Below are 21,518 nucleotides of genomic sequence, written 5' to 3'. Positions count from 1 at the left end.
CCGTCAGTCTTTCGCGACCTCGCGGAGCTTGACTCCGCTGGCGCTGTACTTGAGCATCCGCTTGATGAATTCGACGATGTAGGCGCCGGCCTCGAGCGGGTTGGTGCCACCGTGGGTGGTGATCATGCAGATCAGGTCACGGTCGGCGTCAGATTTGCCGGGCTGCGGGTCGAAGCCCATGTAGGCGCTCATGGCGTCGGCGATGCCGAGGCCCGGGCGTTCGCCGATGAGCAGGACGACGACCTTGGCCTTGACGATCGTGTTGATGTCGTTCATGAGACCCACCCGGCCGTTCTCGATGAAGAACGGGGTGCCGACGGAGACCCCACCGGATTTGAGCCCCTGCTCGATCACCGGGTAGATGTCGCGCAGGTTGTTGTCAATGGCGGCGGCCGAGAGGCCGTCGACAACACACAGCTGCACGTCGGGCCCCTTGACGCACTTCTCCTCGATGAGCTTCTTGGCGTCGTCGTTGAGCAGGCGTCCGAGGTCCGGCCGGAGCAGGTACTCGGCCCGGTCCTCCACCCTGGTGGTCACGGTGAACAGGTTGAACTGGTCCCTGATCTCCTGGGACACGACGCCGTAGATGGCGTCCTGGGTCACTCCGTGATCGGCCTGGAACAGCAACGCGGTGGCTGTCTTCGGGCGCGGCCCGGCCCTACCGACACCCAGCCGTGCACTGGTGGTGGCCATCAGGTTGCGCAGCCCGTCCGCGTCGGCGGGATTGTCCACCAGCATCGCGTGGCGCGCTTCATCCAGCGTGGGGTCTGCCAGGTCGATGACCAGGTCACCACCGTCACGCTTGATGACGGACTCCGAACGCTGTTTCACGTTGTCCTTGGGCTCGAAGCCCTCGGCCTTCAGTTCCGCCAGTACCCTGGCGACGATCTCCTCAATTTTCTGGTTCATCAGTTCACCTCTTCAGGAAGAAGGACGCGTCGCCGGCGATTTCGGTGAGCTGGCCGTCCTTCCACAGGCCCACCTCTTCCATCCAGGCCTCGAACTCGGGCAACGGGCGCACTCCGAGTGCCTGGCGGAGAGCCGCGGCCTCGTGGAAGCTCGTCGTCTGGTAGCTGAGCATCGCGTCGTCGCCCATGGGAACACCCATGATGAAGTTGGCGCCGGCCGAGGCCAGGAGTACAGCCAGGTTGTCGTTGCTGTTCTGATCAGACTTGGCGTGGTTGGTGTAACACACGTCACAGCCCATCGAGATGCCGCTCAGCTTGCCCATGAAGTGGTCTTCCAGGCCGGCGCGGATGATCTGCACTGAGTCGTAGAGGTACTCGGGGCCGATGAATCCGACGACGGTGTTGACCTGGTAGGGCCTCCACCGACGCGCGATGGCGTAGTTGCGGGCCTCCAGCACGAGCTGGTCCGCACCGTGGTGAGCGTCGGCAGAGAGCGCTGAACCCTGCCCGGTCTCGAAATACATGTAGTTCGGGCCGGCAGTGACGCAGTACTTCTGCGCCAGTGCATAGGCCTCGTCGAGGAGGTCCACGGAGATACCGAAGCTCTCCATCGCCTTCTGCGAGCCTGCGATCGACTGGAAGACCAGACCGACAGGCGCGCCGCGCTTCATGGCATCCATCTGCGTCGAGACGTGCGCGAGCACGCAGTTCTGCGTGGGCACTTCCCAGCGGGTGATGACTTCGTGGGTCATCTCCAACAGTCGGCTCACCGAGCCGACGGAGTCGTCGGCCGGGTTGATGCCGATGACCGAGTCGCCCGAGCCGAACGACAGGCCCTCGTAGATGGAGGCGCGGATGCCGTCGACCGAATCCGTCGGGTGGTTGGGCTGGAGCCGTGAGGCGAACGTGCCTGGCAGCCCCATGGTGTTGGCGCAGTGCGTCACCACCCGGATCTTCTTGGCCGCGACGATGAGGTCGAGGTTGCCCATCAGCTTGGTGACGGCCGCCACCATCTCGCCGGTGAGCGAGTGGCTGATGCGCGCGATGTCGTCGCCGGTGGTCTTGTTGGACAGGATCCACTCGCGGAAGTCGCCGACGCTCCACCCCTTGATCTCGTTGTAGATCGTCTCGTTGATGCCGTCGTCGATGGCGCGGGTGACTTCGTCCTCGTCGTACGGCACGACGGGGTTCTCACGTAGCGCGCTCAGTGGCACCTCTGCCAGCACGTGTCGTGCCGCGACACGCTGGGCAGCAGATTCGGCAGCAATACCGGCCTGCTGATCGCCCGACTTCTCCTCGTTGGCCTTGGCCAACAGATCCTTGATGTCGGCGAACTCGTAGGTGTGGCCGAACAACTTTGTCCGCAACAGCATCGAAGTCACCTCCTGGCTTTCTTTTCCACGGTCAGCTCCCTGTCTTTCCGGCTGATGTCTGATGGTTGTGTTTCTCTGTTTCTGCCGCTTGATAAAAGATGAGTGTCTTCACTGACACCGGGACGACTCTTCCGTCGAAGAGCGGCTCCCCGATATCGATGAAATCGCCTTCCCCGAGGTGAATCTGGTCGACGACGATGAGCGGCACTTCGGGCAGGTCCTGCTTGATTGTCTGGCCCAGCACCTGGGCATAGTCGGCCTCGGTGACCAGCACCAGCGGACGGCCGGGGGGAAGGTGTCGCACGGCGAAACTGCAGATGCCCCTGGCCAGCGCTGTGACCTGCGGATACGTGAGTCGCTGCGGCAGGTCGAGGGAGACGGCGAAGTCTCCCTCTGCGCCATCGCCCCGGTCCCAGCGCTCCACGGCTACCCCGAGCGCCTCGGCGATGGCGGGGCCGTCGTCGAGCCCGGGCACCGAGTCCTGCAACCTCGGCTCGATGACCGGCGCGTTGCGCAACGGCAGGTGCGAGTCCTCCGCCCAGATGGTGGACCCGGACAGGGTGACCTGCTGGCTGGCCGCCCCCAGGACGGTGGCCCGCAGCGTCTGTTCGGGCTGCTCGACCCGCAACGCGGACCAGCGTGCATTCCTCCGTAACGAGTCCGCGAGCAGCGGTCCGACGTCCCCCCAACGGATGACTTCGGACAGCGTGCGCGCGGGCGCCTTGTCGTAATAGAGGGCACCGACCCCGCCGGAGACGAAGTAGGCGCCGACGCTGCCGTCGACGGCGAGGGGCGGGCTCAGGGCCGCCTCGGCGGCCAGCGGCGAGGTCTCCCCCAGGCAGAGTTCGACGATGATCTCCGCCATGGCATCGGTGAGCCTGCGCAGTTCTTCGAGCCGCGGCACCGACCCTTCGCGTAGGTCGAGCCCGAGTTCCCGAGTCAGCATCCGGCCGATCGGGGCCAGGTGGGTGAGCACACCCGAGGACGCGTCGAGCACCGCCTGGCGCCCGCCCACCATGGACGCGGCCGAAGCCACGTGCCCACCTGAGCGGAACAGGGCGGCGTTCGAGGAGCCGCCACCGATGTCGACGTTGATCACGGTGGCATAGTTGGCCGCCGACCACTGCGCGGCGCCGGAGCCTCGGCCCGCGATCTGCGACTCGAGGTTCGGGCCGGCCACGGTCACCACGAACTCGCCGGCCAGGTCGCCCAACCCGCGCAGGATCTCCTCCGCGTTGCGGGCGCGGGCCGTCTCGCCCGTGATGATGACGGCGCCGGTCTCGACCTGGCTCGGTTCGACCCCGGCGCGCCGGTACTCGGCACGGATGAGTTCGACGAGCCGCTCGACGTCGACCTCGTCGGCGGTGTGCAACGGGGTCAGGTGCGGTTCGCTCTGGTAGAGCACCCGGCGGGCGTCGATGTCCAGCCGGGGCACCAGGCCCGCGCGGGCCTGGTTACTCACCGTCAGCTCGGAGAGGACCAGTTGGCTCGTCGTGGTCCCGACGTCGATCCCGACGGAGAGCAGGTCCCGGCTGTCCATCACACCTCCTTCCTCATGCGTAGTCCTGATGTCTGTCAGCTCTTGCGGAACGTGGTGTCGCCGCCGACCTCGAGCGAGTCGAGGATGGCGAGGATCACGGCGTCCACCGGGGCCTCCGCGGTCAGCGGGGTATGGCGCGCCGCGCTCCCCTCGCTGATCAGGACGAGTTCGCCCTGGCCGGCACCGATCGCGTCGACCGCGACGAACACCTCGTCGCCGATCAGCTCATCAGCGGTGGAGGCCGTCTGCACCACGAGCAGTTTGGTGCCGCGCAACGTCTCCGCCTTGATGGTGGACACGGCCGATCCGATGACCCTGGCGATCCGCATGTCAGGCCTCCGCCGGGTCCCTCGGGTCGTCGCGCAGCGGTGGGCGGGCATCCGGCTCGTGCTCCGGCTCGAGGTCGATGACCGGTTCGTGCACGCGCTTGCCGGTGGGCTCGTGGGGAGCCGCTGCAGGAAGCGACCTGCGGAACAGGAAGTACGCGAGCGCGACGGCGAGGATGCCTGCCGTGAGCTTGCCGGCCATCATCGGCGCGATCATGCTGCGCTCGACGCCGGCCGTGAAGCCGAGGTGGTCACCCAGGACGAAGGCTGCCGAGACGGCGAACGCGCTGTTGAGCACCTTGCCGCGGGGGTCCATGTCCTTCATGAGCTGGAACATCGGGATGTTGTTGGCGAGGGTGGCCACCATGCCGCCGGCAGCAGCCTCGTTCATGCCGAGGAGGCCACCGACCTTGGACAGCGGCTTCGCCGCGTACTTGACGATGAGCGCGACGGCCGGGAACGCGCCGAGGAGCATCATGCCGATCTGGGCGACTGTGGCCAGGCCGTCGGTGGGCGGTGCGAGTTCCCATCCCGCCGGCATGATCTGCACGCCGGTCATGTACTCGAAGACACCGATGATGAGGCCGATGGTGATGACGAACACCAAGCCCTTGCCGAAGGCCTCGAAGCCCCGGGTCATGCCGTCGGGGATCAGCCACAGGCCGACAGCGATGAGGATGGCCGCAACCAGCACGGGGATGAGGTTCACCAGCACGAACCCGACGGGAAAACCTGCGGCCACGCCACCGACGAAGACGCCGATGGGGATGGTCACGATGCCGGCGAGGATGCCTTTGGCGAGGTAACCGCGGTCCTCCTTGCTGATGATGCTCAGCGCGACCGGGATCGTGAAGACGATGGTCGGGCCCATCATGGAGCCCAGGATCAGGCCGGACAATTGTGCGGCCATGAGGTTGTCGGTCATCTGTTCAGCCAGCGGCCAGCCGCCCATGTCGTTGGCGAGCAACGTGCCCGCGAACATGGCGGGATCAGCCCCGACCACGCCGTACAACGGGCTGATAATGGGGCTGAGCAGCTTTTCCAGAACAGGGGCGAGCGATGTCACGCCGACCATTGCCAGGGCCAGGGGGCCGAGGGCGTTGAAACCTTCCTCAAAGTGCTCGCCGAGGCCGAACTTGTTGCCGATTGCTCGGTCGAGACCGCCGAGCACCATGCAGATCATCAGGATCCACACAATGATTTCGTTGATGTCCATTGTTCCCCTCACCATTGAGGCCGCCCCTCGACGTTGAGGGTGCGGTTCCTTTGGACTCTAGCGAGGGTGGAACAGTTCCGCTTCGGAATGCATGAAATGCACGCCTAGGTCAACTTACTCGAGATCCGTCCACTGATCGGGACGCGGACAAAGGGGCTGATCGCCTCAGCCGATGACCCGGCGGGCGCCGGTGAAGGGCATGGAGTTGAGGCCGGCCACCCGGACGCCGGAGCGCGGGTTGGCGGCGTCGACGATCTTGCCGTTGCCGATGTAGATGCCCACGTGGCTGACGGGGCTGTAGTAGAAGACGAGGTCTCCGGGCTGGAGTTCCGACTTCGACACCTTGAAGCCGGCCGAGCTCCACTGCGTGCGCGACGAGCGCGACAGGTTCACGCCGACCTGGCGGTAGGCCCAGCTGGTGAGGCCGGAGCAGTCGAACGTGTTCTCCCCCGAGGTGCCCCACACATAGCGCTTGCCGACCTTGCTGAGCGCCGCGTTGACGACGTCCTGTGCACGGCCGGAAGCTACAGGTGCGGGGGCGGCCGGCTCAGCGGGCGCCGCTGCTGCGGGGGCGGCCGGCGCTGCACCTGGCGCTGCGGGAGCCGCCGCGGCCGTCTGTGCACGGGCCGCGCGCAGTTCGGCGCGGCGCTGGGCTTCTTCCGCCTGGCGGACCCGTTCGGCCTCCAGCCTGGCGAGGCGCTCGCGCTCCTCGGCCGAGAGGCGCTTGTAGACGGCCTCCGCCTCAGCTTCCTTGGCGTCGTAGTCATCGGCCAGCTCAACCTTGGCGGCGTGCTCCTTCTTCAGGGCGGCCTCCGTGGCGGCGGCGTCCTCGCGCAGGGTGGTGAGCTTGGCCTGGACGAGCTGCAGCTGCTGGATCCCGGCGTTGCTGCGGTCCACTTCGCTGTGCAGGGTGGCCAGGCCGCTGAGGAAGTTGTCCGAGGAGCTGCTGAGCAGCAGCTGCGCCGTGAGGGACACCGAATCGTGCTGCAGTTGGAAGGCGGCGACGTCCCCAAGTTCCGAGGACAGCTTCCCGACCTTCTCCTCCTGCGTCTGTACGTCGGTCTTCAGCCGCGCCAGCTTCTTCTCCGCCTGCGCTGCACGGTCATGGGACTCGATGATCTGCTGGTCGATGGCCGAGGACTCCTGCTGGATGCGCTCCAGATCAGCCCGGGCCTGCTCGACCGCCTGGGGGTCCGCGCTGGCCACGACGGTTCCGGTGAGGATGACAGCTGAGGTGAGTACAGCGGCGACGGCGGCACGAACTCGGTTCACGGAAGCTCCAGTGGTGGCGGACAGCAAATCTGAGAGAATCCTAAGCTCTTTTCAGGCTTTCTCAAAGTCCTGTCCACAGACTCGCTCAACCCGGTGCAGGATTTGTCGGCACCGGCGATTATCGTCTCCTTCATGTCTGCCACCGCCTTCTCCCAGCCGTCCTTCGAGGACCTCGGCGTACCGCTCCCAGACGTCACGTTCGTCGTGGTGGACCTGGAGACCACCGGCGGGGCCGCAGACTCAGAGATCACCGAGTTCGGCGCGGTCAAGGTCCGGGGCGGCGAGGTGCTCGGGGAGTTCCAGACCCTCGTGCGCCCCTCGGCACCCATCCCGCCCATGATCCAGGTGCTCACCGGCATCACCAACCAGATGGTGGCGGGCGCCCCTCCCCTGTCCCAGGTGCTGCCGGCCTTCGCGGAGTTCGCCGCCGGCGCGGCGCTGGTGGCCCACAACGCGCGTTTCGACACCGGCTTCCTGCGCCGCGGCTACGAGCAACTGGGCATGACCTGGCCACGCCCCACCGTGATCGACACGGTCGCGGTGGCCCGCACGGCGCTCATGCGCGACGAGGTGCCCAACTGCAAGCTCGCCACGTTGGCGCGCTACTTCCGCGCCACCACCGAGCCCAACCACCGGGCGCTCAGCGACGCCCGGGCCACCGTCGACGTGCTGCACGGGCTGCTGGCCCGCGTCGGCAACCTCGGCGTGCACACGCTGGAGGACCTCACGGAGTTCGCCCTCCAGGTCTCGCCGGACAGGCGCGCCAAGCGGGTCTGGGCCCAGGACGCCCCGGAGTCGGCCGGCGTCTACTTCTTCGTGACGGATTCGACGGCGGCGGACGGCAGCCCGAAGCGCGAAGTGCTCTACGTGGGCAAGTCCAACAACCTCAAGCGACGGGTGCGGTCCTACTTCTCGGCGGCTGAGAAGCGCGGCCGCATCCACGAGATGGTCCGGGTGGCCACCGGCGTCGAGTTCATCCCCTGCGCCACGGACCTGGAGGCGGAGGTGCGGGAACTGCGGATGATCGAGTCGCTGGCGCCGCGGTACAACCGTCGGTCGAAGAACCAGCGCAAACTCACCTGGCTGAAGCTCACCGACGAGGCGTTCCCCCGGCTGTCCGTGGTCACCTCGGTGCGCGACGGGGCGTCGCACTTCGGGCCGTTCCGCAGCCGCGACGCCGCCAACGAGGCAGCGCTCACGCTGTACGACGCCTTCAAGTTGCGGCGCTGCACGCCGCGCCTCTCCAGGAAGACGGCGTCGGCATCGTGCGCCCTCGCGGAGATGGGCCGCTGCCTTGCCCCCTGCGAACTCGGGGCAGGCGCTGAGGGCTACGGCGCCGTGGTGGAGGAGGTGCGCAGCAGTTGGGAGACCGACGTGCGCCCCGTGCTCCGCAGCGTGCGTGGCCGTCTGAGCAAGCTCGTCGGGCAGGAACGCTACGAGGAGGCCGGCGAGGTGGCGGAACGGCTCACCGCGTACTACCGCACCTCCCTGCGGTTCCACCGTGTGCGGTCGCTGGCCAGGTGCCGCCAGTTGGTGGCCGCCGTCCCCTCGGCGGCGGGCTGGGACATCCACGTCATCCGCTACGGACGGTTGGCCGCGGCCACCACGGCGCCCTCAGCCCGGGCGCGGGCCGCGGCGGAGGATGCCGTCGCGCTGGCAGAGACCGTACTGCCCGTTACGGGGGGCTGGCCCGCCGCCAGCATCGAGGAGGCTGAGCGGGTCGCCTCCTGGCTGGAGCTGCCCGGGGTCCGCCTCATCGAGACGGACGGGAGCTGGGAATGGCCGCTGAACGCGGGCCTCCCCGAGGGCGCCCTCCCCCGGGAACTACTCGGCGAGCAGCCCCTCTCGGAACTGCTCGCCTCGTGATCCCTGGTTGAACCGGCGAGGGGTCAGGAGATCTCGACGGTCTCGATCACGACCGGCTCGACCGGACGGTCGCCGGAACCGGTGCGCGTGGTGGAGATCGAGTCGACCACCTTCTGGCTGGCCGGGTCCTTGACCTCACCGAAGATGGTGTGGCGGTTGTTCAGGTGCGGCGTGGGGCCGGCCGTGATGAAGAACTGCGAGCCGTTGGTGCCCGGACCCGCGTTGGCCATGGCCAGGAGGTAGGGGCGGTTGAACTGCAGCTCGGGGTGGAACTCGTCGGCGAACGTGTAGCCGGGGCCGCCACGGCCGTCACCGCGGGGGCAGCCTCCCTGGATCATGAAGCCGTCGATCACGCGGTGGAAGGTCAGCCCGTCATAGTACTTGCCCGTGGTGGTCTCACCGGTCTTGGCGTCGGCGTATTCCTTGGTGCCGTTGGCGAGGCCGACGAAGTTCTCGACGGTCTTGGGGGCGTGATTGTCGAAGAGTTCGATGACGATGTCACCGTGGTTGGTCTTGAGGGTAGCGGTGGTCACGCGCTGTCCTTTCTGAGGATTCACTGGAGGCCCAGTCTGTCAGACGAGCCGAAACGACGGCGAAGCGCCGGGCGAAGTTGGGCCAATCGCCTTGAGTGGACCCTACAAGCAGGTAGCGTGGAATCTGCTCGATCACGAGCCACAACCATGGGAGGAACTTGTGAGAAGGTCACAAGAACTGAAGAAGGCCGCCGCAGAGACCGCTTCTGCCGCCGCCGTGTATTCAACCGCCGCTCTGAAGGAAGGCCTGGACCGCGCGCAGCTGATGCTGGCGGATCTTCAGAAGCAGGCCGCACCCGTCCTGCACGATGCCAAGATCCGCACCGCGGATTACGCGGCCAAGCGCCTCGACGATTTCGAGCCGCATCTGAAGGACGCCATGAGCAAGGTCGCCCCGGCCATCGAAATTGCGCGCGAGCGGGTCGAGGACGACCTGCTGCCGAAGGTCCAGGATTTCCTGCACCAGGCCGCTGAGCTCCCCGTCGTCATCGAGGGCGGCAAGCGGGGCAAGGCAGCGCTCAAGGCCCTGAAGGGCGAACTCGAGCCCGCCCCGAAGAAGAGCGGCTGGCGCACGTTCGGCAAGGTCCTCGCCATCGGCGCCATCGTCGCCGGTGCAGCCGCGGCGGTGCGGCATTTCCTGTCCCCGAAGGACGATGGCTGGACGGCCCACGAGCCTTCCAAGGCGTACGTGAACAACAACGACACGTTCTCCAACGCGGCCAAGTTCGCCTCGGACACCGTCGAACCCACCGATGAGGTGGCCGAGCCGGCCGAGGACGAGGTGCAGGCACAGGACGTGACCACCGAGACCACGCCTCCGGCGTCGGTGGTTGACGACGCTGCGGCGCCCGGCACGGCCGCCGCCGGCTACGGCGACGGCTCCTACGTGGGCACTGAGCCCCCCGCAGGGTTCACCATCAAGGGCAACGAGCGCTCGAAGAAGTACCACGTCGAAGGCAGCGGCGGCTATGACCGCACCATCGCCGAAGTCTGGTTCAACTCGGAGGAGGCGGCTGAGGCAGCCGGCTTCACGAGGGCCCAGCGCTGACCGCACTGCTCTCACCCCGCCGGGCGCCGACGCACTGTCGGCGCCCGGTTCTATTGTGTAGCCCATGCACCGCCGCCTGAGTCCCGCCGCCGCACGGCGCATCGCCGTCGACGCCCAGGGCCTGGGCAGGCCGCGGAAGGCGACGGTGGGGTCGGCCGCGCTGCGGGCGGTCATCGCGCGGCTCGGGGTGCTTCAACTGGACACGGTCAACGTGTTCGAGCGCAGCCACTACCTGCCGATCCTTTCCCGCCTCGGCCCGTATGATCGCGCGACGCTGGACCGGATCGTCCACCACGACCAGCGCGCCACCCGGCTGGGCAGCTTCACCGAATACCTCTCCCACGAGGCGGCCATCATGCCCGTGGCAGACTGGCCGCTGTGGGCGTGGCACCGGGCGCGGCCCGAACGGCCCGGCTGGGAGCGCTGGGCGCAGGAGAACGAGCGCCTCATCGACGAGGTGCTGGCCGAGTTTCACCTGTCCGGCCCCATGAGGGTCCGAGACCTCCAACACCCGCTGAACGCCCCCACCAGCGGGGGCTGGTGGAACAAGAACGACGTCTACTGGGCAGCGTCCAGGCTCTTCCGCAAGGGCGACATCGTCGTCGTGGGGCGTGACCGGTTCGAACGGGTCTACGGGGTCGCCGGCGACGTGCTCCCGCCAGAAGCGCGGGTCGCGGTGCCGGAGGACGAGGCCGTCATCGAACTCGTCCGCAGGGCCTCCGTCGCCCACGGTGTGGCCACCCTCGAGGACCTGGCGGATTATCCGCGGATCAAGCGGGCTCCTGCACAGAGGGCGGTCGATGTGCTGGTGGCGCGCGGAGAGCTCGAGCCGGTCGAGGTCGACGGCTGGGCCCGCACGGCGTGGTTGGCCACGGGTCAACGGGTACCACGCTCCGTGACAGCGGCCGCGTTGCTGTCGCCGTTCGATCCCCTGGTGTGGTTCCGCCCGCGCGCCGAGCGGGTGTTCGGTTTCCGCTACCGCATCTCCATCTACACGCCGGCAGAGCAGCGCGAGCACGGCTACTACGTGCTGCCCGTGCTGGTCGACGACGAACTCGTCGGCCGCGTCGATCTCAAGGCCGACAGGCAGGCCGGCGTCCTGCGGGTCCAGCATGCGCATGTGGAGCCGGCCAGCGCCCACCGGCGAGAGGAACTGGCCGCCCGGGTGGCGCCGCTGCTGGCAGAGGCCGCCGAATGGCAGGGTCTGGGCTCCGTGTCCTTCACGGGCCCCGGCACCTGGGTCGCTGCGCTGAAGCCCCACTTCTGAGTTGTCCACAGGAGCCGCCGGCCTGACCCTGTGCGCTCCCTAGTCTCAGGCCATGACCTGGTTCATGGCCCTTGCCACAGCGGCCTCAGCAGGCGCCGTCTGGTGGCTGATCGTTCCGCGGCTGCGCGTCGACGATCCCGACGCGCCGGATTTCGCCGCCCTCGTGTCTTGGCGCACCATGCTGGGCGTGCTCGGCACGGCCGGTGCGGCGTCGGGCGTGCTGTGGCTGGTGCCCACGCACCACCACTGGCTGTGGGTGCCCTACCTGGCCGTGGGTGTGCCGCTGGTCGCCATCGACCTGCTGAGTACGTTCCTGCCGAAGCGGCTCAACGCCCTCGCCACCGCGCTGATGGCGGCGGGGCTGGCCGCCACGGCGATCACCGACTGGCGCGGTGCAGCGGCCGCAGCTCTGGGCGCGGCGGCCGCGTTCGTGTTCTTCTACCTGGCCTGGCGGCTCTCGGCGAGCCTGGGCTTCGGCGACGTGCGGCTCGCGCTGCTGATCGGCGCCGTCAGCGGACTGGCCGGTGTGGGTACGTGGACGACGGCGCTGCTGACGGGCACGGCCCTGGGCGCCGTGCACGGCATCGGCCATGCGCTGTGGGCCCGGCGCGACGCCGGCCGCCCAAGGCACTTCCCCTTCGGCCCGGCCCTGTGGCTGGGCCCGTTGGCGGCGGCCACGCTGCAGGTCACCGCTGGGTAGCGGCGACCCACTTCTCCAGCGTCTGCGCGGCGTTCCCCGAATCGATCGCCTCTTGGGCTGCGGCCAGCGTGGGGCGCAGCTGGTCGATGAGCTCGGTGACCGTCGAGATGCCCCGGTAGGCCAGCAGGGCCGCCGCGGCGTTCAGGGCGACGATGTCGCGTACCGGGCCCGGCTTACCGGCCACCAGATCGCGCACCACCTGGGCGTTGTGCGCCGGCGGCCCGCCCTGCAGCTCGAAGGAGGAGGCCGGCTCAAGGCCGAGGTCCCGCGGGTCGAGCACGGTGCGGAAGACCCGGCCCTCGGAGATGAGCCACACATCGGATTCCGACGTCGTGGTGAGCTCGTCGAGGCCGTCGTAGCCGCGGAAGACCATGCCACGGGTGCCGCGCTCCGCCAGCACTCGGGCGATCACCGGCGCGATGTCGTCGTTCGCCACGCCCAGCGCCATGGCCCGGGGCCGGGCCGGGTTGGCCAGCGGGCCGAGGAAGTTGAACGTGGTCTGGATGCCCAGCGCCTTGCGCACGCCGGCCACGTTCTTCATGGCGGGGTGGTAGAGCTGCGCGAAAAGGAAGGCGATGCCGGTCTCTGCCAGGATGCCGGCCTGTTTGGCGGGCTCGACGTCGAGTTTGACGCCCAGCGCCTCCAGCGTGTCGGCGGTGCCGGCCTGGGACGATGCCGCGCGGGACCCGTGCTTGATCACCTTGGCGCCGGCGCCCGCAGCGACGATCGCGGCCATCGTCGAGATGTTGACCGTGTTGGCACGGTCGCCGCCGGTACCGACGACGTCCACCGCGTCGGGGTCGAGCGAGATCGGCGTTGAGTTGGCCAGCATGGCGTCGGCCAGTCCGGAGATCTCGTCCTCGCTCTCCCCCTTGGCGCGCAGCGCGGTCAGCATCGCCGCGATCTGCACCTCCGAGGCACGCCCGGCGAGGATCTCGTTGAGGGCCCATGTGGCCGCGGTCGCCTCAAGACCCTCCCTCCGGACGAGACCGGTCAGGATGTCCGGCCAGGTGTAGCTCGTCGACATCAAGCGACCTGCGCCAGGCGCGCACGGATGAGGTGGGCGGCCTGCTCAGGCATGGTGACCGGATCGATCGGGAAGGGGGTCACCGCCTCGGCGCGGGACCAGGAGGCCAGCCAGGCGTCAGCCTCACGCTTGACCAGCAGCATGATGGGGGCGCTGTCGGCGTACTCCTCCTTGACCTGGTGGGCCAGGCCGAAGCCGCCCGACGGCTGCGCGTCGCCGTCGAAGATCATCAGGGCGTAGTCGGTGCCGGCGTCCAGGGTGCGCAGCAGTGCGCCCTGCGTCGCGACCTCGAAGACCTCGATCTGCGGCAGGTCCATGGCCACGCGCCGTCCCAGCGTCAGGCGGATCTGCTCACGCACCAGCCGGTCATCGGAGAACACCAGCACCTTCACGGTCGCATCGCTCATTATCGGTCTTCCTTCGCGTTGTCGCTGTCGACGGTGGGTTGAGATTGTTTCTGGGGGTCATGGTAGCCAAGTCCTTGCGCCTGGGCGCGTCGGGCCTCCTCCCGGTCCAGCGCCCGGTCCACCCGCCGGGCCTCCCGGTTGGAGTCCTTGATCCACTGGATGAAGATCGTGATCATCGCCGCGAACATCGTGAGATCCCCCGTGGCCCACATCAGCGCGCCGGCCCACTCCTGGTCCTGCATGGGCGACATGCCCCAGGTCCGGTCGAAGGAGAGGTACCACTCCTCCGCGATGAGCCGGCTCGAACCCATGATCGTCACGCCGAGGAAGGCGTGGAACGGCATGGTGATGAAGAACAGCAGGATCCGGATGGGGTACGGCATCTTGATCGGCACGGGGTCCACCCCGAGGAGCGGGAAGAAGAACAACACGCCCATGGTCACCAGGAAGAGGTGGAGCAGGTCGTGCGCGAGGTCGTTGGTGAGGGTGATCTCGTAGAGGCCACTCATGTAGAGGCCGAAGGGATAGATGACCATCAGACCCGTGGTGAGCGGCGGGAACATCACGAACTTCCCGAACCACGAGTGGAGCACCTTCAACAGGATGGCCCGCGGCCTCTTGGGCAGGGCGCGCAGCGCCAACGTCACAGGCGCACCGAACACGATGAACACCGGCGCGATCATGCTGAACAGCATGTGCTGGACCATGTGTGACCAGAACAGGACGGTGTCGTACACGCCCAGAAACGAGAAGGTGCCCACGGCGATGGACCCCAGGCCCAACACGACGAAGCTGATGGTGCGCATCAAGGGCCATCTGTCGCCGCGCCGCCTCAGCCGCTGCACCCCCCACAGGTACAGGCCGCCCGCGACGAGCAGTCCGATGACGGCACCGAGGGGGAACTCCCAGGCGGTGAAGAACCGGGCTCCGACGAGGGGGATGATGTCGTCGTCGGGCTTGGCGTGCATCGGGATGAGTGCCAAGGAACCGGTAAACATGTGGCGCATTATCGCATAGCCGCTTTCAACGATTTGGTGGGGGTGGTCCCAATGTTCGTGCCTGGCGTGACCTATGGGGCTTTTGAGGCAATAATGACCACGTGGCCACGAATCATGAACTCATCCAAGCACCATCGGAGCTGCCGACCGGTGCCATCCATCAGGTGCCGCCTGCCCGGCTGAACAAGCCCTACGGACGTCCCGACGTGACCGCCATCGGCGTGATCGTGTGGCTGGCGAGCGAACTGATGTTCTTCGGCGCCATCTTCGCAGCCTACTTCTGGACCCGCTCCATGGCGGCGGACGCCGCCGCGGAAGCTGGCGTCCAGTCCATGTGGGCCACAGAGAGTGCGCACCTCGACCTGCTCTTCGCCAGCATCAACACCACCATCCTGGTGCTGAGCTCGGTGACCATCCAGTTGGGTGCCAACGCCGCTGAGGCGGGCCGGGTCAACGGCTCCTGGGTGAACCCACTGAAGTGGGGCGTGCGTCAGGGCTTCATCATCTCGGCCATCCTCGGCTCGATCTTCGTCGCCGGCCAGGTCTGGGAGTACTTCACGCTCTTCAACGAGGGCATCAGCATCTCCACCAACCAGTACTGGTCGCTGTTCTTCATCGCCACCGGTATCCACGGCATCCACGTGTTCGGTGGCGTCGTGGCCATGTGGTACGTCCTGGCCCGCTCCTACATGACCCGCATCCACACCCACGAGCAGACGGTCCACGCCCACGTCGTGTCCTACTACTGGCACTTCGTCGACGTCATCTGGATCGCCCTGTTCGGCGTCCTCTACTTCCTCCGCTAAGACCGAGACCGGGAGTTTCATTTCAGTGAAGAAATCAACCAATCTCAGGCGGCATGCTGCAGCGCGGCCACTGCTGCTGATCTTGGCCCTCCTCGTCGTCGGCCTCAGCTACTCCGTCGTGAGCCCGCCACGCTCCTCGGCAGAGACGGAGACCACCCTGCAGATCGAGCAGGGCAAGGACATCTACATGACCACCTGTTCCTCCTGCCACGGTCTCGGCGGCGAGGGCACCACGCAGGGCCCCAGCCTCATCGGCGTGGGCGCGGCCTCGGTGGACTTCCAGATGGGCACCGGTCGCATGCCGGCGTCGCGCCTGGAGGCTCAGATCCGCGCCCGCAAGGTGAACTACACGCAGGAGCAGATCGAAGCGGTGGCGGCCTACGTCGCCTCGCTCGGCGCGGGCCCGGCCATCCCCGAGGAGTCGCAGTACTCCCTCGACGCTCTGAACCAGGGCGACGACGAGAAGGCGCTGGCTGTGGCGCGCGGCGGCGCGCTGTTCCGCGCGAACTGCTCCGCCTGCCACGGCGTCGTCGGCGGTGGCGGCGCCATGCCTGAGGGCAAGTTCGCGCCCAACCTGACGGAGACCGCACCCGTGCACATCTACGAAGCGGTCCGCACCGGCCCGCAGCAGATGCCGTCGTTCTCCAAGGACGTCCTCACGGACGAGAGCGTGAGCGAGATCATCGCTTACCTCGAGGCTGCCGACGAGCAGCCCAACTACGGCGGTCTGACCATGGGCGACGCCGGCCCTGTCTCCGAGGGCTGGTGGATCTTCATCATCGGCATCGGCGGACTCTCGATTGTTGCCCTGTGGATTGCACGGAAGGGGGCTCGCGCCCGATGAGCTGGAAGAATCTGCCCGTCCAGGATCCTGACAGGGGTCACAGCGTCACTGATCCCGGCATGGAGGAGCACATCGAGCGCTTCACCGACGCCGACAAGGGCGCAGGCAACCGTGCCTACCTGGCCATCCTCGCCATGCTGGGCCTCGTCCCCGTGCTGGCGATCGCCTTCGTCGTGATCTACTTCGCCGTCCCGCGCCGGGCCTACATCGACTTCGGGTGGCTGAAGGCCAGCGCGATGAACGTCGGCCTGGGCGTCACCGCAGGCCTCGCCGTGCTGCTCATCGGCCTGGCCATCATCCAGTGGTCCCGCGTGCTGATGGGCGACCACGAGTCGGTGGATCCCCGTCACAGCGCCGCCACCTCCCCCGAGGACCGGGCGATCGTCGCCCAGAACTGGCGCGACGGCGTGGAACAGTCGGCCATCAAGCGCCGCCCGCTGATCCTCGGCGCCCTCGGCGGCGCCCTCGGCATCGCCGTGGTGCCGGCGGTGGTGTTGCTGGCCGACATGGGCCCGCACCCCACCCGCCGGGTGCGCGAGCAGACCATCGAGAAGACCATCTGGGCCAACCAGGTGCGCCTCGTCAACGACGAGAACTGGGTGGAGCTGCGCCCTGAGCACCTCGAGGTCGGCCAACTGGTCAACGCCCAGCCCGCCACGCTGCGCGAGCTGGAAGGCGTGGAGGCACATCAGGCGAAGGCCAAGGCCGCGATCATCGTGGTGCGCATGGATCCCCAGTCGATCACCATCCCGCCGTCGCGGCAGGACTGGCAGGTGTCGGGCATCCTGGCGTACTCGAAGATCTGCACCCACGTCGGCTGCCCCATCTCGCTGTGGGAGCGCCAGACCCACCACCTGCTGTGCCCCTGCCACCAGTCGACCTTCGACCTGGGCAACAGCGGCACCGTCGTGTTCGGCCCTGCGGCCCGCTCGCTGCCCCAGCTGCCCATCTCTGTGGACGACGAGGGCTACCTGATCGCGACGAGCGACTTCACGGTGCCTGTCGGGCCGAGCTACTTCGAGCGCGACTCGCGCAATGACTTCCAGGACGGAGACCAGTAATGGCCAAGCCAACGAGCGTCGTCGATACGTCGTCCTCGGTCGAGGCCCACGAGGCCCCCACTCAGAAGACCAACAGCACCCCTGGCGTCCTCGGCTGGGCCGATGACCGGCTGGGGCTGGGCAAGCTCGGCCGCACCGGCCTGCGCAAGGTCTTCCCGGACCACTGGTCGTTCCTGCTGGGCGAGATCGCCCTCTACTCGTTCATCGTGCTACTGCTGACCGGTGTCTTCCTGACCATCTGGTTCAAGCCCTCGATGGCCGAGATCCACTACGACGGCTCCTACCAGCTGATGAAGGGCATGCCCATCTCGGAGGCCTTCGCCTCAACGCTGAACATCTCGTTCGACGTGCGTGGCGGCCTCCTGGTACGCCAGATCCACCACTGGGCCGCCCTGCTGTTCGTGGCGGCCTCGACGGTGCACATGCTGCGCGTGTTCTTCACGGGCGCGTTCCGCAAGCCGCGTGAGATCAACTGGCTCATCGGCGTCGGCCTGCTGTCCATGGGCCTGATGGCGGGCTTCACCGGTTACTCGCTGCCCGATGACCTCCTCTCGGGCACCGGCCTGCGCTTCGTCGACGGCCTGATCCGCTCGATCCCGGTCATCGGCACCTGGGCGGAGTTCTTCGTCTTCGGCGGCGAATTCCCCGGCAGCCTCATCATCCCCCGCCTGTACATGGCGCACATCCTGCTGATCCCCGGCCTGCTGCTCGGCCTCATCTCCGCGCACCTGGCGCTCGTGGTCTACCACAAGCACACCCAGTACCCCGGCCCCGGCCGCACGGAGAACAACGTCGTCGGTTACCCGCTGTTCCCGGTCTACATGGCCAAGGCCGGCGGCTTCTTCTTCATCGTGTTCGGGTTCCTCGTGCTCATGGGTGGCCTGTTCCAGATCAACCCGGTGTGGGCCTACGGCCCGTACGACCCGGCCAAGGTCACCGCGGGTTCGCAGCCTGACTGGTACATGGGCTTCGTCGAGGGCGCGCTGCGCCTCATCCCGCCCTTCTGGGAATCACACTGGGGCGGCACCACCTGGACCTGGGGCGTGTTCCTCCCCGGTGTGGGCATGATGGGCATCCTGTTCACACTGCTGGGTGTCTGGCCGTTCGTCGAACGCTGGCTCACAGGAGACGACCGCGAACACCACCTGCTGGACCGCCCGCGCAACGCGCCGACGCGGACCGCGCTCGGTGTCGCAGGCATGGCGGCCTACGGGCTGTTCTGGATCGGCGGCGCCAACGACATCATCGCCACCCGGTTCTCCCTGAGCCTCAACGCGATCACGATCTTCCTGCGCGTCGCCGTGTTCCTCGGGCCGATCATCGCGTTCATCATCACCAAGCGCATCTGCCTGGGCCTCCAGCGCGCAGACCGCGAACGGGCCCTCCACGGCTCTGAGGACGGCGTCATCGTCCGGAGCCCGGACGGCGGCTACTCGGAGTCGCACGTCCCCGTCGGCACGCATGAGCAGTTCGCGCTGACGCAGCACCTGCAGCACCCGGTGCTCGCGCCCGGCGGCGACACCGATGCGTCGGGGGTCGCCCGCAAGGGCGGTATCAGCAGGCTCCGCGCTCGGTTGTCCCGCTGGTACCTCGGCCATGAGATTGCCAAGCCCACGGCCGTTGAACTCACGGACGGCCACCACGGCGAACTCGAGGTCGGGCGCCACGGGGAGCTCCCGGCGCACGACGATGACGACGACCGCGACACCCCGGTGCTCGAAGGCTCGACGCGCCACTGACCGCACCACCCACAGAATCGGCGCCGCCCCACAGGGCGGCGCCGATTCTGTTCACCCCTGCCGCGAAGGTAGAATCCAGGCGTGCGATTTCTCCATGGCGACCCCTCGTATGACCTGACCTACAGCGACGTCTTCATGGTCCCCAGCCGCTCCGGCGTGAGTTCCCGCCTCGACGTGGACCTCACCTCTTCAGACGGCCTCGCCACCCCCACCCCGCTGGTGGCCGCCAACATGACGGCGGTCTCCGGTCGCCGCATGGCTGAGACGATGGCCCGCCGCGGCGGCCTCGCGATCTTCCCCCAGGACATCCCCACCGACGTGGTGGCAGAGTCCATCACCAAGGTGAAGAACGCCCACCTGGTGTTCGACACCGCGGTCACAGTGTCGCTCTCCACCACCGTCGGCATGGTCCTCCAACTCATCCCCAAGCGGTCCCACGGTGTCGCCGTCGTCGTCGACGAGAACCGCAAGGTGCTCGGCGTGGTGCATCCCCGCGCGGCTGAGGGCTCAGACCGGTTCGCGCAGGCCCGCGACGTGATGACCACCGACGTGACTGTCCTGTCGGCGGACACCGCTCCGTCGGACGTGTTCGCCACCCTCTCCGAGCACCATCAGAAGGTCGCGATCGCCGTCGACTCGGAGGAGCGCCTCGTCGGCGTGATGACCCCCGAGGGTGCGCTGCGTTCCGGCATCTACTCCCCCGCCGTGGACCACGAGGGCAGGCTCCGCGCCGGCGTCGCCGTCGGCATCAACGGCGACATCGCCGCCAAGGTCCGTGCCGCGCTGGACGCACGCGCGGACGTGCTCGTCATGGACACCGCGCACGGTCATCAGGAGAAGATGATCAGCGCCCTGAGCACCGCCCGCGGAGAGCGCGACCGCTTCGAGGCGGAGACGGGCCGACGCATCCTGATCGTGGCCGGCAACGTGGTCACCACGGACGGCTGCCACGACCTCATCGAGGCCGGCGCCGACATCCTCAAGGTGGGCGTCGGACCTGGCGCCATGTGCACCACCCGCATGCAGACGGGCGTGGGCCGCCCGCAGTTCTCCGCCGTCCTGGAGTGCGCGGCCGCCGCGCGCGAGCACGGGAAGTCCATCTGGGCCGACGGCGGGGTCCGCCACCCGCGCGACGTCGCCCTGGCGCTGGCCGCCGACGCCGGTTCGGTGATGATCGGCTCCTGGTTCGCCGGCACGCACGAGTCCACCGGCGACCACCTCATCGACTCCGAGGGCAAGATGTTCAAGGAGTCCTTCGGTATGGCCTCGGCCCGCGCGGTGCGCAACCGTACCCGTGAGCAGTCCGCCTACCAGCGGGCCCGCGCAGCGATGTTCGAAGAGGGCATCTCGGCCTCGCGCATGTACCTCGACCCCCGCCGTCCGGGCGTCGAGGACCTCATCGACTGGATCACCAGCGGCGTGCGCTCCTCGTGCACGTACGCGGGTGCCCGCAGCCTGCCCGAGTTCGCCGAGCGCGCCGTCGTCGGCGTGCAGAGCGGGAGCGGCTACGAGGAAGGCCGCCCGCTCGACCGGAGCTGGTGACCCTGACGGGGCGTCAGCGCTGACGGCGGCGGAAGCGCGGCTTGAGGCGGATGTCCGGCAGGGGCGGCGCCTCCAGCTTCCTTAGGGCGCCGCGGTAACCGCGGACCCCGCCGAAGCGGTCGTCGTCGCGCTGCCAGGCGTCGCGCAGCTCGACGATCTCCTCGTGGCTGCGCCCGATGAAGTTCCACCACATGACGATCCCCTCCTCGAAGGGGGTGCCACCCAGCAGCATCACGCGCGCCGGCTTGTCGCTCGGGTTCGACAGCCGGAGGTGGTTCAGGCCGGCGTCGCGGACGCCCATGACGTCCTTGCTGATCGCCACGCCGTCCATCTCCACCACGCCTGAATCCACCAGAACACCGTGCTCGAACGAGCGGTCCACCTCGAACTCCCAGTCGGCGCCCGGACGCAGGATGATTTCCGCACCGAGCAGCGGCGTCTCCGTGGAGATGGGCGACGCGTCGCCCGCCAGCGAACCCACCATCACCTTGGCCGTGCCGCCGGGGATGTCGAGGAGTTCCGGGCGGTGGTGCTGGAAACCACGGTGCGTGTCCTTGGCGTGCTCCGGAAGCACCACCCACAACTGCACACCGTGCAGGAACTCCGTTTGGGGGGTCGACACCTCGGAGTGCGAGATGCCGTACCCGGACGTCATCAGGTTCACCTCGCCGGGCCGCACCAGGTCATGGACCCCGCCGGAGTCGCGATGCTCGATCTCGCCGTCGAACAGCCAGCTCACCGTCTGCAGCGACGTGTGCGGATGGGGGGCCACGTCCATGCCGCAGGTGGCCTCCACCAGGTTGGGGCCGTAGTGGTCCGCGAAACACCACGCGCCGACGAACGAGCGCTCGAGTTGAGGGATGGTGCGACGCACCGTCATGGCGCTGGGGCCCTCGCCCAGGCTCACCATCCGGGGTTGGAGCTGCTGGATCTCGGTGGGTCCGTGGTCCTTGTGCCCGCAGTCCAGCAGTTGGGGAGAGGTCTCGGTGTTGCTCATGAAGCAACGTTACTCGTCGCCCACGGGCGCCAGCCCTAGACTGCGGGA

General features: G+C 67.9%; 20 protein-coding genes. 9 read left to right on the top strand and 11 right to left on the bottom strand.

Translation table 11 applies throughout. The annotated features are described in order from the left end of the window. Nucleotides 1-3: 3 nt before the first annotated feature. From eutC to C3E87_RS00590, 6 genes are all read right to left on the bottom strand, one after another. Nucleotides 4-909 (bottom strand): ethanolamine ammonia-lyase subunit EutC, encoded by a 906-nt coding sequence (gene eutC / locus C3E87_RS00615; RefSeq protein WP_076058223.1) that lies wholly within the window; start codon nucleotides 907-909, stop codon nucleotides 4-6. A 4-nt stretch (nucleotides 910-913) separates the two neighbouring features. After that, a complete protein-coding gene (locus C3E87_RS00610) occupies nucleotides 914-2,281 on the bottom strand; it encodes an ethanolamine ammonia-lyase subunit EutB (RefSeq protein WP_076058221.1) in 1,368 nt (455 codons plus the stop codon). Nucleotides 2,282-2,312: 31 nt separating this feature from the next. Then, entirely contained in the window at nucleotides 2,313-3,821 is a 1,509-nt protein-coding gene (locus tag C3E87_RS00605; RefSeq protein WP_076058219.1) for an ethanolamine ammonia-lyase reactivating factor EutA, read from the bottom strand. A gap of 35 nt (nucleotides 3,822-3,856) precedes the next feature. Then, nucleotides 3,857-4,150 carry a EutN/CcmL family microcompartment protein gene (locus C3E87_RS00600; RefSeq protein WP_076058216.1) on the bottom strand — a complete coding sequence of 98 codons (294 nt, stop codon included), beginning with the start codon at nucleotides 4,148-4,150 and terminating at the stop codon, nucleotides 3,857-3,859. A gap of 1 nt (nucleotide 4,151) precedes the next feature. Further along, the gene (locus C3E87_RS00595) at nucleotides 4,152-5,363 is read right to left on the bottom strand and encodes an ethanolamine utilization protein EutH (protein WP_076058214.1); all 1,212 of its coding nucleotides are present in this window, start codon (nucleotides 5,361-5,363) and stop codon (nucleotides 4,152-4,154) included. A gap of 165 nt (nucleotides 5,364-5,528) precedes the next feature. Next, entirely contained in the window at nucleotides 5,529-6,635 is a 1,107-nt protein-coding gene (locus C3E87_RS00590; RefSeq protein WP_076058212.1) for a C40 family peptidase, read from the bottom strand. A 132-nt stretch (nucleotides 6,636-6,767) separates the two neighbouring features. Here C3E87_RS00590 and C3E87_RS00585 point away from each other — a divergent pair, with 132 nt between their 5' ends. Then, nucleotides 6,768-8,501 carry a DEDD exonuclease domain-containing protein gene (locus tag C3E87_RS00585; protein ID WP_076058210.1) on the top strand — a complete coding sequence of 578 codons (1,734 nt, stop codon included), beginning with the start codon at nucleotides 6,768-6,770 and terminating at the stop codon, nucleotides 8,499-8,501. A gap of 23 nt (nucleotides 8,502-8,524) precedes the next feature. Here the strand turns inward: C3E87_RS00585 and C3E87_RS00580 are convergent, their stop codons facing one another. Continuing rightward, nucleotides 8,525-9,034, bottom strand: a complete 510-nt coding sequence (locus C3E87_RS00580) for a peptidylprolyl isomerase (protein ID WP_143570829.1) — start codon at nucleotides 9,032-9,034, stop codon at nucleotides 8,525-8,527. A gap of 160 nt (nucleotides 9,035-9,194) precedes the next feature. On the opposite strand from C3E87_RS00580, the gene C3E87_RS14775 reads away from it, so the two are divergent. The 3 genes from C3E87_RS14775 to C3E87_RS00565 all read left to right on the top strand — a co-directional run bounded on the left by C3E87_RS14775 (nucleotide 9,195) and on the right by C3E87_RS00565 (nucleotide 12,049). Further along, nucleotides 9,195-10,082 (top strand): hypothetical protein, encoded by an 888-nt coding sequence (locus C3E87_RS14775; RefSeq protein ID WP_143570828.1) that lies wholly within the window; start codon nucleotides 9,195-9,197, stop codon nucleotides 10,080-10,082. A gap of 64 nt (nucleotides 10,083-10,146) precedes the next feature. Further along, a complete protein-coding gene (locus C3E87_RS00570; protein WP_076058202.1) occupies nucleotides 10,147-11,349 on the top strand; it encodes a winged helix-turn-helix domain-containing protein in 1,203 nt (400 codons plus the stop codon). Nucleotides 11,350-11,401: 52 nt separating this feature from the next. Next, nucleotides 11,402-12,049 (top strand): prepilin peptidase, encoded by a 648-nt coding sequence (locus C3E87_RS00565; RefSeq protein WP_076058200.1) that lies wholly within the window; start codon nucleotides 11,402-11,404, stop codon nucleotides 12,047-12,049. Here C3E87_RS00565 and trpD read toward each other — a convergent pair. From trpD to C3E87_RS00550, 3 genes are read right to left on the bottom strand one after another with little or no spacing between them, the layout of a single operon-like run. Further along, nucleotides 12,036-13,076, bottom strand: coding sequence for an anthranilate phosphoribosyltransferase (trpD, locus tag C3E87_RS00560; RefSeq protein ID WP_076058197.1), 1,041 nt, complete (start codon nucleotides 13,074-13,076; stop codon nucleotides 12,036-12,038). The two genes, C3E87_RS00565 and trpD, sit on opposite strands and share 14 nt — an antisense overlap. Then, nucleotides 13,076-13,483 (bottom strand): response regulator, encoded by a 408-nt coding sequence (locus C3E87_RS00555; protein WP_182763663.1) that lies wholly within the window; start codon nucleotides 13,481-13,483, stop codon nucleotides 13,076-13,078. Before C3E87_RS00555 ends, trpD begins: the two co-directional genes overlap by 1 nt. Further along, entirely contained in the window at nucleotides 13,483-14,481 is a 999-nt protein-coding gene (locus tag C3E87_RS00550; protein ID WP_083665366.1) for a cytochrome c oxidase assembly protein, read from the bottom strand. Before C3E87_RS00550 ends, C3E87_RS00555 begins: the two co-directional genes overlap by 1 nt. A gap of 215 nt (nucleotides 14,482-14,696) precedes the next feature. On the opposite strand from C3E87_RS00550, the gene C3E87_RS00545 reads away from it, so the two are divergent. The 5 genes from C3E87_RS00545 to C3E87_RS00525 all read left to right on the top strand — a co-directional run bounded on the left by C3E87_RS00545 (nucleotide 14,697) and on the right by C3E87_RS00525 (nucleotide 20,473). Next, complete coding sequence (locus C3E87_RS00545; protein WP_076059376.1) at nucleotides 14,697-15,287, top strand: cytochrome c oxidase subunit 3; 591 nt, start codon at nucleotides 14,697-14,699, stop codon at nucleotides 15,285-15,287. Between the two features lie 25 nt (nucleotides 15,288-15,312). Beyond that, complete coding sequence (locus C3E87_RS00540; RefSeq protein ID WP_076058189.1) at nucleotides 15,313-16,131, top strand: c-type cytochrome; 819 nt, start codon at nucleotides 15,313-15,315, stop codon at nucleotides 16,129-16,131. Next, nucleotides 16,128-17,192, top strand: a complete 1,065-nt coding sequence (locus tag C3E87_RS00535) for a ubiquinol-cytochrome c reductase iron-sulfur subunit (protein ID WP_076058187.1) — start codon at nucleotides 16,128-16,130, stop codon at nucleotides 17,190-17,192. The genes C3E87_RS00540 and C3E87_RS00535 overlap by 4 nt, the downstream gene beginning before the upstream one ends. Continuing rightward, complete coding sequence (locus tag C3E87_RS00530) at nucleotides 17,192-18,931, top strand: ubiquinol-cytochrome c reductase cytochrome b subunit (RefSeq protein WP_083665289.1); 1,740 nt, start codon at nucleotides 17,192-17,194, stop codon at nucleotides 18,929-18,931. Before C3E87_RS00535 ends, C3E87_RS00530 begins: the two co-directional genes overlap by 1 nt. A gap of 81 nt (nucleotides 18,932-19,012) precedes the next feature. Then, nucleotides 19,013-20,473 (top strand): GuaB1 family IMP dehydrogenase-related protein, encoded by a 1,461-nt coding sequence (locus C3E87_RS00525; protein ID WP_076058186.1) that lies wholly within the window; start codon nucleotides 19,013-19,015, stop codon nucleotides 20,471-20,473. A 13-nt stretch (nucleotides 20,474-20,486) separates the two neighbouring features. Here the strand turns inward: C3E87_RS00525 and C3E87_RS00520 are convergent, their stop codons facing one another. Continuing rightward, nucleotides 20,487-21,470: a pirin family protein gene (locus tag C3E87_RS00520; RefSeq protein ID WP_076058185.1), complete on the bottom strand. Its 984-nt coding sequence runs from the start codon at nucleotides 21,468-21,470 to the stop codon at nucleotides 20,487-20,489. Nucleotides 21,471-21,518: the final 48 nt, after the last annotated feature.

This window comes from Tessaracoccus sp. ZS01 (assembly GCF_022342445.1).
In the GTDB taxonomy this organism is placed as follows: domain Bacteria; phylum Actinomycetota; class Actinomycetes; order Propionibacteriales; family Propionibacteriaceae; genus Arachnia.
This window is presented reverse-complemented; position numbering and strand designations above follow the sequence as displayed.

Bases quoted from the DNA above. Each gene is read 5' to 3' on its own strand.
- C3E87_RS00565 (WP_076058200.1), top strand. From the start codon at position 11,402: ATGACCTGGTTCATGGCCCTTGCCACAGCGGCCTCAGCAGGCGCCGTC.
- C3E87_RS00535 (WP_076058187.1), top strand. From the start codon at position 16,128: ATGAGCTGGAAGAATCTGCCCGTCCAGGATCCTGACAGGGGTCACAGC.
- C3E87_RS00605 (WP_076058219.1), bottom strand. From the start codon at position 3,821: ATGGACAGCCGGGACCTGCTCTCCGTCGGGATCGACGTCGGGACCACG.
- C3E87_RS00570 (WP_076058202.1), top strand. From the start codon at position 10,147: ATGCACCGCCGCCTGAGTCCCGCCGCCGCACGGCGCATCGCCGTCGAC.
- C3E87_RS00610 (WP_076058221.1), bottom strand. From the start codon at position 2,281: ATGCTGTTGCGGACAAAGTTGTTCGGCCACACCTACGAGTTCGCCGAC.
- trpD (WP_076058197.1), bottom strand. From the start codon at position 13,076: ATGTCGACGAGCTACACCTGGCCGGACATCCTGACCGGTCTCGTCCGG.
- C3E87_RS00530 (WP_083665289.1), top strand. From the start codon at position 17,192: ATGGCCAAGCCAACGAGCGTCGTCGATACGTCGTCCTCGGTCGAGGCC.
- C3E87_RS00520 (WP_076058185.1), bottom strand. From the start codon at position 21,470: ATGAGCAACACCGAGACCTCTCCCCAACTGCTGGACTGCGGGCACAAG.
- C3E87_RS00585 (WP_076058210.1), top strand. From the start codon at position 6,768: ATGTCTGCCACCGCCTTCTCCCAGCCGTCCTTCGAGGACCTCGGCGTA.
- eutC (WP_076058223.1), bottom strand. From the start codon at position 909: ATGAACCAGAAAATTGAGGAGATCGTCGCCAGGGTACTGGCGGAACTG.
- C3E87_RS00550 (WP_083665366.1), bottom strand. From the start codon at position 14,481: ATGTTTACCGGTTCCTTGGCACTCATCCCGATGCACGCCAAGCCCGAC.
- C3E87_RS00595 (WP_076058214.1), bottom strand. From the start codon at position 5,363: ATGGACATCAACGAAATCATTGTGTGGATCCTGATGATCTGCATGGTG.
- C3E87_RS00600 (WP_076058216.1), bottom strand. From the start codon at position 4,150: ATGCGGATCGCCAGGGTCATCGGATCGGCCGTGTCCACCATCAAGGCG.
- C3E87_RS00555 (WP_182763663.1), bottom strand. From the start codon at position 13,483: ATGAGCGATGCGACCGTGAAGGTGCTGGTGTTCTCCGATGACCGGCTG.